Below are 11879 nucleotides of genomic sequence, written 5' to 3' on the forward strand. Positions count from 1 at the left end.
AGATGCGCATCACGCATTTCTCGCCGAAGGCGGTCGGCATGGTCGACAGGCGCATTTCCACTTCACGGCCGCCGGGCACGCATCAGGCATCGATGCGCTTGGAGCCGACCGCCAGGCCGGCCTTCAGGCTGGCCTCGACGAACTCGTCCAGGTCACCGTCGAGCACCTTCTGCGTATCCGAACGCTCGATGCCGGTGCGCAGGTCCTTGATACGGCTCTGGTCGAGCACGTAGTTGCGGATCTGGCTGCCCCAGCCGATATCGGACTTGGTGGCTTCCACCGCATCACGCTCGGCGTTGCGCTTCTGGATCTCCAGCTCGTAGAGCTTGGCGGCCAGCATCTTCATCGCGTTGTCGCGGTTCTGGTGCTGGCTGCGGCCGGTCTGGCAGGCCACGACCGTGTTGGTCGGGATGTGGGTGATACGCACCGCCGACTCGGTCTTGTTGACGTGCTGACCACCGGCACCGGACGAGCGGTACACGTCGGTACGCAGATCGGCCGGGTTGATGTCGATTTCGATGTTGTTGTCCACTTCCGGCGACACGAACACCGAGGTGAAGCTGGTATGGCGGCGGTTGTCCGAGTCGAACGGCGACTTGCGCACCAGGCGGTGCACGCCGGTCTCGGTCTTCAGCCAGCCGTAGGCGTAGTCGCCTTCCACGCGGAGCGTGGCCGACTTGATGCCCGCGACGTCGCCACCGGACACTTCCATCAGCTCGGTCTTCCAGCCACGCGATTCACACCAGCGCAGGTACATGCGCAGCAGGATCTCGGCCCAGTCCTGGGCTTCGGTACCACCGGCACCGGCCTGGATGTCGACGAACGCCGGGGCGGTGTCCATCTGCCCGGAGAACATGCGCTGGAACTCCAGCTTCTCCACGTGCGCCTGGTGCTTGTCCAGGTCGGCCACCACGGCCAGCGCGGTGTCCTCGTCCTGTTCGGACTCGGCCAGCTCCAGCAGTTCGGTGGCGTCGCTCAGGCCCTCCAGCACCGCGGCGATGCCGCCCACGGTCTTTTCCAGGGTCGAGCGCTCGCGCCCCAGGTTCTGGGCGTACTCGGCGTTGTTCCAGACGTCGGGGCTTTCCAGCTCCCGCGTTACTTCCTCAAGACGCTCTTTCTTGGCGTCGTAGTCAAAGATACCCCCGGAGCGACAACACGCGATCGGTCAGATCGGCGATGCGCTGGCGGACAGGATTCAGTTCGATCATGTCGGCGGTTATGCATTCAAAAGATGACTGCAAATGATACCGCAGGCCGGGGTGAACCGGCGCAGAAGCCGGTCCCGTCCTGCCACGCCTCTACCCGCCCAAGGCCTGCCGCAGCAGCGGCAGCTGGCGCCGGCTGCAGGGTACCTTGGCCCCATCGGCCATGTGCAGCAAGGCCTCGCCCCCATCCAGCGGCTCGATCGAGCGCAGCTGGTCACGGTTGACCAGCCAGCTGCGGTGGCTGCGCAGGAACAGGACCGGGTCCAGTCGCGCTTCCAGCACCGCCATGGTGATCCGCAGCGGGTAGTCATGCCCGCGCACCCGCAGGTTCACGTAGTTGCCGGCGGCCTGGGCGTACTCGACGTCGGCCGTGGCCACCAGGAACTCCTTGCCCAGCTTGCGCACCAGGAAATGGTCGGGGCGATCGACCGGCTCGACCGGAGGCCCCTCGTCGGGTGCGGCCAGCAGGGTCGCTTCACCCTGGCGGCGGCGGCCGAACCAGGCCAGGGCATGGACTGCCGAGACCAGCAGCGCATAGGTCTGGATGTCCTTGAAGAACTCGTAGAACCATTGCGCCGGCCAGTCCCCAAAGGTGTAGTGGCTGCCAAGCACGGCGTGGACGGCCTTGCGCAGCAGGACCATCGCACTCACATGCAGCAGCCACCACGCAACCGCGCCCAACAGGTACGGCGCCAAGCGCTGTCGCCAGGTATCGGTGTGCAGCGGCCAGCGCGAAGCGGCGCGGATCAGCACCGCCAGCAGCAGCAGCGACACCAGCGCACTGCTGAACTCGTCAATCGTGGCCGCCATCCATTGGGAGGGCAGTCCATCGCGCGCCGCCATCATGGCCTTGGCCAGCACATTGGCCGCCGCCGTCCCCAGGAACAGTACGACCCAGAACAGGGCTGCCTGCCGCCCTTGCCTGCCGTTGCCCATCGATTCGCCACGCACGTCCGGGTCCTGCTGGTTGTACTCATCCATCACTGGATTATCGCCAACCACAGCCCCACTGACGCACGCCATTCGTCCCCCAGCCCCGCCACTGGGCCCTGCAGGGCATCCAACCGCCCCTTCCTGCTGGCGACAGCCCACGAGGACTTCCACTCTGCGAGGACGCCAACACGGATACCGCCATGACCCGCCGCCACGACCTCGACACCCTGCGTATCGGTGCCTTCGGGCTGTTGATCCTCTACCACGTGGCCATGGCCTACGTGGCCGGATGGGACTTCCACCTCAAGAGCGTCCACACCGCGGAGTGGCTGCAATGGCCGATGATCGCGCTGAATCGTTGGCGCATGCCGCTGCTGTTTGCCATCTCCGGCATTGCACTGGGCCTGTGCCTGCCTGCGCAGGGCCGTTGGCGGTTCGCGTTGCGGCGCGGCGGGCGGCTGTTGTTGCCGCTGTTGTTCGGCATCGTCGCGGTCGTTTCGCTGCAGGCCTACTGTGAAGCGGTGGACAAGGGCGACGTCACGCCAGGGCTCGGTGCATTCCTGTGGCGCTACTGGCAGTTCCGGCCGTGGCCGGGAGCCAGCTTCACCGGTGCCGCCTATGGCTTCACCTGGAACCACCTGTGGTACCTGGCCTATCTGATCCCTTACACGCTGCTGGCGATCGTGTTGGCCAGCGTAGTGAGGCCGCTGCGTCACCAGCTGCCGGGCCTGCCTGCGGGCGATCGTTGGGTGGCCATGCTGGGCCTGCTGCTGCCGGTGCTGTGGCTGGCGTGGGCGCTGCTGGTGATCCTGCCCGCCCACCCGCCAACCCATGCGCTGGTCGATGACCTGTACGTCCACGCCGAATCGCTGCCCCTGTTCCTCGGCGGCTTCCTCGCCGCGCGCTGGCAGCGTGGCTGGGATCTGCTGGTGCGCGGCCGTCGGTTGACCCTGGCGCTGGCCGTTATCGGGCTGACTGTCGAACTGGGCATCCGCGCGTTGGGGCGGATGCCCGACCTCGGCGATCTGCCGCAGTGGGTGCTGGCGCTGCCGTGGGCGCAGGCCGAGCGCGTTGGCCGAGCGCTGTACACCTGGTGTTCCCTGCTGGCCCTCTTCGGATGGGCGCAGGTTCTGCTGGCCCGGCCATGGCGTGGCTTGGGCTACTGCCGCGAGGCGGTGTTCAGCTGGTACATCCTGCACCAGACCGTGCTGATCGTGCTGTTGTACTGGTTGCGGCCCTTGCAGCTGGGTGCGTGGCTGGAGCCGGCGCTGGTGATGGTCGGTACCGTCGCCGGCTGCCTGCTGATCCACGAACTGCTGGTGCGCCGTGTGCGCTGGCTGCGGCCGCTGTTCGGGTTGCGTGCCGCACCGCTATCGTCGCCTGCAGTGCGCGTCGTGCCGGCACAATAAGGCCTGCGCCCCGTGGAACCGAGCGTACGCTCGGCTCCACAAGGCGAGGGCTGCGACAGCCACGCATGGCGTGGCTCTACTTCACCTCGAATTCGCCGACCAGCACCGTCTCCGCACGATCCTTCAGCCGCATCGTCACCATCTGGTCCTTCTGCTTCGGCGTACCCCAATGAGTGGTCAGGCGCAGCATCAGCGTCGTCGCACCGGTCACCAGCTGCTGGCGGCTGCCGAAGTAATTCGCCTCCACCTTGTACTTGCCGGGCTTTGCGTTGCGCAGCGAGAACTGTTCCGGGCCATAGCCACCGGTGAAGTCCTGCGACATCTGCCCACCCTGATAGGTCAGGCGGTTGCCGTAGTACGCACGCTCGCCGTTCGGGTCGGTCACCCACAGGTCCATGTCGCTGTTGTCGGCATCCCAGGCCAGCACCACGCGCAGGTCCAGCGGCATCGCCTGCAGCAGGCGCGGGTCGATGCCGGTGGTATCCAGGCGCGGCTTGCTGCCGGCCACCAGGTTGGTCAGTTCATCCAGGGCGATCAGCGCGATGCCGTCGAAACGACCATCCCACGGCCGCACCACCACCTGGTACAGCGGCGCCAGCGCCTGCTGCGGCTTGCCCGCTGCGGCCAGCGCCAGGCCCAGATCACGGAAACTCTGCGGTTCTTCCTGCCCCATCGCCAGCACCTGCTCGAACACCGGCACCGCCAGTGCGGGTGCATCGGCCTGCAGCAGGCGATAGCCGAGAACGCGCAGCAGATGGCGGTTGTCCAGCTCCATCTCGGCCAGGTTGGACAGCACGCGCAGGGCAAGATCGCGCTGGCCCTGTTCGATCAACAGGTCGGCCACGTCGAGGAAGAACGCGCTGCTGTTGGCGTTCGCAGCGCGCTCGGCCAGATAGCGGTCGTACAGCTGCGACGACGGCCCCTGGCGCAGGCGGCGGGCGACCGGCGAATCCGATTGCCAGGCAGCCAACCGGATTCCCAGCTGGCCGTCATTGGCGGCGGCCGGTGCATTGGACGCCGTGGGTTCGATGGCAACGGCATCCATCGCGGCCTCCAGGCCCGCAGGTGCCTGCCGCGGCGGCGATCGACGGGCGCGCGCGCTGCTGGACTCCGCCCGCTGCTCGGCGGCAACGGCCATCGGCGCTGGCGCGGGAGGAGGCGCGGCGAGCATCGCCACCGGGGCAGCCGCGTACGCGTCCTGACCGACCACTTCCAGCGCCTTCGCCTGCACGCGCATGCCCTTCGGCCAACTGCGATTCCACCACTGCTGGCGCTGCTGCCACTGCGTCACCACCTTGTCGAGGCGCTGGCGGTCGGCAGCATCGCGGTCTGCCACCTGAAGAGCGAAGCGCTGGTCGTACTGGGCGCGTAAGGCACCTGCGGGGCGGATGGCGTAGCGCAGGTAGTCATCCAGCGTTTCCAGCACGATCAGTGAAGTGTCCGGGCCCACCAGGCTGAACTGCTGCGACAGGCGCTGCATCGCCTCGCGATTGCCGCGCCGATCGGTCGACAACTGCTGCAGGCGCGCCTGTGCCCACAGGCCGGCCAGCAGATCGCCATCGGCGCTGGTGGAGCTCTCCGGCAGTGCCTGCCATTGCCCATCGGCAATGCGCACCCGCATCGGCACGCCTTCGGCCGCCAACCGCGCATGCAACCACAGCCAGCCCTGGGCCTGGCTGCGGCGGTCAACCACCACGTCCTGCACGCCACGGCCGGCATCGATCTGGACATCCAGCGGCATCGACAGCAGCTCGCGTGCAGCGGCATCGATATCGCTGCCGAGCGCCACGAAACTGCCAGCATGCGCCTCGCTCCAACCGCGCAGGCGGGTGGCATCGGTGCGTGCGCCGGCACTGCTGACCGCAAACAGGCGCTGATCGGCGGCCAACGCCGGCAGTGCTTCCGGCCCATAGGTCAGCAGGCCGTCGCTGACCATCAGATACTCCTTGACCCCCGGCTGCGGCTGCCACTGCGCCAACGCACTGGCGCCATCCGGCTGCACCGCCATCAACGCGCGCCGCAGTTCACTCCAGTCACCGCTGCGTATACGGAAATGACGCACGGGCTCGGCGCGATCACGCAGCACGGTCAGCGCGACGTTGCCCTCGTCCATCGAAGCGAAGTAGCGATCCAGCAGCGCGAACTCGCGGGTGCGGTCGCGCTGGCCTGCGGAACCCGAACCGTCCCACAGCAGGCCGACCTCCGATGGCACCCGGCGCGGCACGGTCGACGTCGGCACCGGCAGCTGCGCCAACAGGTAGTGACCGTCCTGCCAGCGCGCAACCTGCATCTGTGCCTTGCGCTCGGCCGGCAGTGTCCATTGCAGTTGGGCCGGCAACTGCGTGCCACGCCCTTGCCAGCGCAGGCGGCCATCGGCGATGCGGAACGGCGCGCTTCCAGCTTCAGCCCCCTTCGGTGCCCGCACGTCCAGTTCGACGGCTGCGGCGCCGGCGCCGAACTGCAGCGGCAGTGTCCAACGCCAACCCTGACCGGCATATGCCAGCGGCTCGCGTACGACCAGTTGCACGCGGCGGCTGCCGCCGGCCGGCAGCGGATACACGCGCAGCCGGAACTGGTTGCCGGCGGTCTGCTCCAGCAGGCCCGGATCGACGCCACGACGGGCGATCTCCTCGAACACCTGACGACCGCGGTCCTTGGGCACCGGTACTGCCTCGCGCAACTCGCCGTTGATGTCCAAGGCGAAACCGGTGATCTGCTGGCCCTCGGCCAGCGGGAACTGCAGCTCGCCTTCCAGCACGCGCTGGTTGGGGTTGTGGAACTCCAGGGTGATACGCGTCTGGGCGATACCGGCCTGGACCTCGCCTTCGATGCGGGCATGTCGCAATTGAACCGGCTGCTCGGCGGCGGGCGCGATCAGGAGCGGAGTGGTTGCCTGCGGTCGAGCAATTCGGGGCGCCTGAGCGCCGACAGGCCAGGCCGCAAGGGCCAGCAACAACACAGCGCAGCAACGGGCGAAGACCATGACAGGACTCCAGTGGGATCGTGATTGCTTGAACGCATCAGATTGGCAATCGGGGTTAGCGCCATTCGATGCTGGCTCTCAATGCCTCCATTGCGCACCATGGGAAATGTGTCCGCCTTGCAGAAAATGCCCGTGAGCCCCCCTCAGCTTGCCTTGTTGCTCGCCCTTTCAGGCCCCATAGCCACAGCCGCCGCAGATACCCGCGAAGGGCTGTTCTACCAGCACCGGGACTGGGTTGTCGCCTGCGACAACACCCGCACCTGTAGAGCTGCCGGCTACTCCGGCAGCAACGCAAGCCCCTTGAGTGTCCTGCTCACCCGCAGCGGGGGTCCCAACCAAGCCGTCCAGGCCCGTCTGGCACTGCATCCGGATGAGGGCCAGACCCAGCCCAATGAGGTTCTGAATCTGCGAATCCAAGAGCAGGATCTGGGCATTCTGGCGCCGGATACCGTGCCCGGCATGTACTCCTTGAGTGCGACCCAGACCAGCGCACTACTGTCCGCAATGGTCGGTGATGGAGGAATCATGGTGACCGATGCCTCTGACCAGCGCTGGCCACTATCGGACAAGGGAGCCTCGGCGGTCCTGCTGAAGATCGACGAGTACCAGGGTCGTTTGGGTACTCCGGGTGCGATGCTGCGCACAGGCAGGTCACCTGAAGCCAGCGTCCCTGCCGCTCTGCCGATACCGGTGATCCGCAAGGCATCAACGCTGGACGCGATGTCCGAAGACCCGGCATTCGCCACGACAGCTGCCTCTCCGGCACTCAGAGCCGCATTGCTGGCCACGCTCAAGGAGCCGCGTTGCGAAGGATTACTCGCAGCCAGCCCGGATCTGCCGATCAGCAACTCGCCGCTGAAGGTGCAGCGACTGGACGCAAGGCATCTCATCGTCAGCGTGCCGTGTTGGCGCGCCGCATCAAACGACGGCGATGGCTACTGGGTCATTCGCGAGCAACCGCCGTATCTGCCTATCTGGGTAACCAATGATGCCTACCGTTATGAAGGCGGCCAGATCTTTGCTCACGCCAGGGGGCTCGGGCCTATCGACTGCACATCGGAGTACACGTGGACCTGGGATGGCACACGCTTCATTCATACCTCCGCAATTGAAGGCGTCATATGCGCTCAAGCTCCGGATGGCATCTGGAAGTTGCCTACCAGAATTTCAGAAGTGCACTGAAGCGCGCCGTCACCTGTTCCATTGGCGGCTTTTCGAGAACCATCGAAGTGCGTGATCACACGAACCGCCAGAATCACAGCGGACGGCGCATGGCTTTCCTTTGCCTGTCTCGACAGGCACCATGCCCCCTCTCTCACGCGCGCAAGGATGCCCATGCGTTCCCCCCTGCTTCCCACCCTGCTGGCCCTGTGCTGGCCGTTGGCCGCCAGCGCCGTCGATGCGCCTGCAGGCCTCTATTTCCAGCATCACGACTGGGTCGTGGCCTGCGACAACACGCGCACGTGCCGCGCGGCCGGCTACGCCAGTGGCGATGACAGCACCCTGAGCGTGCTGCTGACCCGGGCGGGCGGCCCCAATCAGGCCATCAGCGGTCGGCTGTCGTTGCAGCCGATCGATGACCAGCCGCAGCCCAAGGGCGCGCTGCACCTGCGCATCCAGCAGCGTGATCTCGGTGTGCTGGCGCCGGCCAAGGAGCCGGGTATCCATGTGCTCAGCGCGGCACAGACCAGCGCAGTGCTGTCCGCGCTGGTGCGCGATGGTGGCATCGCGGTTGTCGATGGCGCCGGCCACACGTGGCCGCTGTCGGACAAGGGCGCAGCGGCTGTGCTGTTGAAGACCGACGAGTTCCAGGGCCGTGTGGGCACGCCGGGCGCGGTGATGCGCAAGGGGGCCGCTGCCGAAAGCAGCGTGCCTGCCGCCGTTGCCAAACCCGTGGTGCGCAAGGCACCGACGCTGTCGACGCCACCAGACGACCCGGCGTTTTCCAAGCTGGCCGCCTCGCCGGCGCTGCGTGCGGCGCTGCGCGCCACTCTGGTAGAACCCAGCTGCGAAGGCCTGCTCGACACCGACCCGGATCTTCCGATCAGCAATTCACCACTGCAGATCCAGCGCCTGGACACCAAGCATCTGCTGGTCAACGTCCCCTGCTGGCGCGCGGCCTACAACACCGGTGATGGTTACTGGGTCATCGGTGAGAAAGCGCCCTACCAGCCGCAATGGGTGACCAGCGACGCGATCGACTACGGCGACGGACAGATCGTCGCCTCGCACAAGGGCCGCGGTCTGGCCGACTGCGTGTCGGATGAAACGTGGACGTGGGATGGCACCCGCTTCGTCGCGACCTCGGCGATCAGTGGCGGCCTGTGTCGCGGCGTTCCCGGGGGTACCTGGGAACTGCCGACGCGGGTGACCGACGTACGCTGACCCTTCCGAAGCGGTAGCGCCGGGCCATGCCCGGCATGGACTACGCCGGCAGGCAGTGCTCGACGATCAGCTGGATGGCGGCGCCGCCACGATAGTCATCGCAGGCGAGCCGGTAGGCGAGATGCACGTGGCGACCGGGCGCATTGCCGTGCCAGCCGCCGAAATGGATCGCGTTGATCGTGCCGGGTACGCCGGGCAGGCGCAGTTCCAGCTTCAGATGACGCTCCTTCAGCACGCGCCAGTTGGCCACTTCGAAGCGGCCATCGAACAGCGGCTCGGGAAAGCCTTGCCCCCATGGACCCGCCAAACGCAGCGCATCGGCATGGCGATGATCGAGTTCGTCCGCGGCCAGTGCGCCGTCGCTGAGCACCTGCTGCTGCAGTGCAGCCGGGTCGAGCATTTCCAGCACGGTGGCGACGAACGCGGCTTCGAAGGCAGCCAGATGATCCAGACGCATGCTCAACCCGGCGGCCATCGCGTGACCGCCGAAGCGCTCGATCAAGCCGGGATGGCGTGCATCGACCAGCGCCAGCGCATCACGAATATGCAGGCCGGCGATCGAACGCGCCGAGCCGCGCAGGGTGTCGGCGCCCGGCTCGGCCGGCGCGAACGCGATCACCGGCCGATGCAGGCGATCCTTCATCTTTGAAGCAACCAGGCCAACCACGCCGGGGTGCCAATCAGCATCGAACAGGCAGGCCGCCACCGGGCGCTGGCCTGCGGTATCGAGCACCACCCGCGACAGCGCGTGTTCGGCGTCATCGGTCATCGACTGCTGGACCGCACGCCGCTCGGCGTTGATCTGTTCCAGCGTCTGCGCGATGTCGCGGGCTTGCCGCGGATCTTCGGTGAGCAGCAGGGCAATGCCCAATGCCATGTCTTCCAAGCGACCGGCCGCGTTCAAGCGCGGGCCGAGCCCGAAGCCGATGTCGGTGGCGGTCAGGCGTGCGGCATCGCGGCCGCTGGCCTCGATCAATGCCTTCAGGCCGACGCAGCCCTGGCCATTGCGCAGCCGGCGCAATCCTGCGCTGACCAGGGCGCGATTGTTGGCATCGAGCACCACCAGGTCGGCCACTGTGCCCACCGCCACCAGGTCCAGCAGCGTGGTCAGGTCCGGCCCTTTGCCATCGGCAAATACGCCCGCTTCGCGCATCTGCCGGCGCAGCGCCATCAGCACGTAGAAGATCACGCCGACACCGGCCAGCGCCTTGCTGGGGAAGGCGTCGCCGTCGAGGTTGGGGTCGACGATGACATCGGCCGGTGGCAGCTGTGGACCGGGCAGATGGTGATCGGTCACCAGCACCTGCCAGCCACGCGCCTTGGCCGCGGTCACGCCGGCATGGCAGGCAATGCCGTGGTCGACGGTGACCAGCAGATCCGGCTGCAGCGCAGCCAACTCATCCACCAGTGACGGCGACAGACCATAGCCGTGCACCATGCGGTTGGGCACTGCGTGGAAGACATGTTGCGCGCCGAGCATGCGCAGCCCACGCACACCGACCGCGCAGGCGGTGGCGCCGTCGCAGTCGAAATCACCGACTACCAGGATGCGCTTGTCGGCGGCGATGGCTTGCACCAGCAGGTCCACTGCCGCGTCGATGCCGGTCAGCAGTTCCGGCGCATGCAGGTTGCCGAGCTTGGGCAGGGCCAGCTCCGGCGTGTGCGCACCACGTGCGGCATACAGGCGGGCCAGCAGCGGCAGCGTGCCCTCCGGCCAGCTACCGGGCACGACCGCATCGCGACGGTGGATCATCGGCGTATCGGAAGACGGCAGCACAGCATCGGCGGCAAGGGACATCGGCATCGCCGGGTTGCGGAAGACCCACGCATGATACCCCGCGCAGCTCGCCAGGCTCTTCCGGGCTTGGCGCAGGCGTGGCGATCGCCCATGCTTGTTCGCTTCTGAAACGGAATTCGCCATGTACCGCCTGCTGTCCGTACTGCTTGCCAGCCTCCTGCCACTTGCTTCCCAGGCCGCAAACACGCCGCCAACCCCCGGTATCGAGTTCGTACACCACGACTGGTTCCTGGCCTGCGACAACACCGGCACCTGCCGTGCAGCCGGCTACGGCCCTGAAAAGGCGGACAGCCTGCTGGGCCTGATGCTGGAACGCGCCGGCGGCCCCGGCACGGCAGTGAAGGCGCGGCTGCGGGTCGGTGAGGATGGCGAAAGTGCAGTGCCTGAAGGTTCAATGCGCCTGCACGTGAACGGCCGTGATCTGGGCCCAGTGCAGGACACCGGGGCCGACGAGGCAGTGATGCTGCGGCCGGCGCAGGTAGAAGGCCTGCTGGCCGCCCTGCCCGGCCAGGCCCGTATCGAGGTGATCGACAGCAGGGGCACGCGCTGGCCGATTTCCGATCGTGGTGCCGCCGCGGTGCTGCTGAAAATGGACGAGGTCCAAGGGCGCGTGGGCACGCCCGGTGCGCTGGTACGCCGCGGCACGCGTGCCGAAGCGAGCGTGCCCGCCCCAGTGGCCAAGCCGGTGATCGTGCGCGGTGTGCTGGCGGCCGGCCGCCCCGGCGATAGCGGGCTGGGCAGCAGCGAAGCGCTGCGCGACGCGCTGATTGCCACGCTTGGCGACAACGACGACTGTCCGCGCCTGATCGAGTACAAGGGAACACCGGAAATGGTGATCGAGCGGTTGGACGACCACCATGTGCTGGTGCAGGCGTTGTGCCAGATGGGCGCGTACAACTACAGCAATGGCTTCTGGATCGCGCGCGATCAGCCGCCGTTCGCACCTGAGACGGTCACGCTGGAAGCAGAAAGCTTCTCGCACTCCGATCGCACGTTGTACGCACGCTACAAGGGCCGCGGCATCGGCGACTGCGTTTCCGGCTGGGACTGGGCCTGGGATGGCCGCAGATTCCTGCCAGCCAGTGCGTTCAGTACCGGCCTGTGTCGTGGCGTGGCAGGCGGGCACTGGACGCTGCCGACGCTTGTCAGCACGGTCCGCTGACCCG

8 protein-coding genes are annotated in these 11879 nt (G+C 67.1%); 4 read left to right on the forward strand and 4 right to left on the reverse strand.

Translation table 11 applies throughout. From position 1 onward, the window contains the following. Positions 1-82: 82 nt before the first annotated feature. Together prfB and AC07UW_RS17500 are read right to left on the reverse strand one after the other, a co-directional pair. Positions 83-1208, reverse strand: a protein-coding gene (prfB, locus tag AC07UW_RS17495) for a peptide chain release factor 2 (protein ID WP_099818762.1) whose coding sequence is annotated in 2 segments (ribosomal slippage) — positions 83-1132 and positions 1134-1208 — 1125 coding nt in all. Because the reading frame shifts where the segments join, the coding sequence is not laid out codon by codon here. Positions 1209-1298: 90 nt separating this feature from the next. Continuing rightward, the gene (locus AC07UW_RS17500; protein ID WP_495212566.1) at positions 1299-2141 is read right to left on the reverse strand and encodes a LytTR family DNA-binding domain-containing protein; all 843 of its coding nucleotides are present in this window, start codon (positions 2139-2141) and stop codon (positions 1299-1301) included. A gap of 197 nt (positions 2142-2338) precedes the next feature. Between AC07UW_RS17500 and AC07UW_RS17505 the strand changes: the two genes are divergently transcribed. Continuing rightward, entirely contained in the window at positions 2339-3547 is a 1209-nt protein-coding gene (locus tag AC07UW_RS17505) for an acyltransferase family protein (protein WP_495212533.1), read from the forward strand. Positions 3548-3623: 76 nt separating this feature from the next. Here the strand turns inward: AC07UW_RS17505 and AC07UW_RS17510 are convergent, their stop codons facing one another. Continuing rightward, on the reverse strand, positions 3624-6530 hold the full coding sequence (locus tag AC07UW_RS17510) for a DUF2135 domain-containing protein (protein ID WP_495212534.1): 2907 nt from the start codon (positions 6528-6530) through the stop codon (positions 3624-3626). A gap of 126 nt (positions 6531-6656) precedes the next feature. Between AC07UW_RS17510 and AC07UW_RS17515 the strand changes: the two genes are divergently transcribed. Continuing rightward, positions 6657-7712 (forward strand): DUF1176 domain-containing protein, encoded by a 1056-nt coding sequence (locus AC07UW_RS17515; RefSeq protein ID WP_495212567.1) that lies wholly within the window; start codon positions 6657-6659, stop codon positions 7710-7712. Between the two features lie 153 nt (positions 7713-7865). Then, on the forward strand, positions 7866-8915 hold the full coding sequence (locus AC07UW_RS17520; protein ID WP_495212535.1) for a DUF1176 domain-containing protein: 1050 nt from the start codon (positions 7866-7868) through the stop codon (positions 8913-8915). 40 nt (positions 8916-8955) lie between these two features. Here AC07UW_RS17520 and recJ read toward each other — a convergent pair whose 3' ends face one another. Further along, entirely contained in the window at positions 8956-10713 is a 1758-nt protein-coding gene (gene recJ, locus AC07UW_RS17525; RefSeq protein WP_495212536.1) for a single-stranded-DNA-specific exonuclease RecJ, read from the reverse strand. A 121-nt stretch (positions 10714-10834) separates the two neighbouring features. On the opposite strand from recJ, the gene AC07UW_RS17530 reads away from it, so the two are divergent. Beyond that, a complete protein-coding gene (locus AC07UW_RS17530; protein WP_495212537.1) occupies positions 10835-11875 on the forward strand; it encodes a DUF1176 domain-containing protein in 1041 nt (346 codons plus the stop codon). The last annotated feature ends 4 nt before the right edge of the window (positions 11876-11879 follow it).

It is taken from the genome of Stenotrophomonas sp. GW821-FHT02D01 (assembly GCF_059421765.1).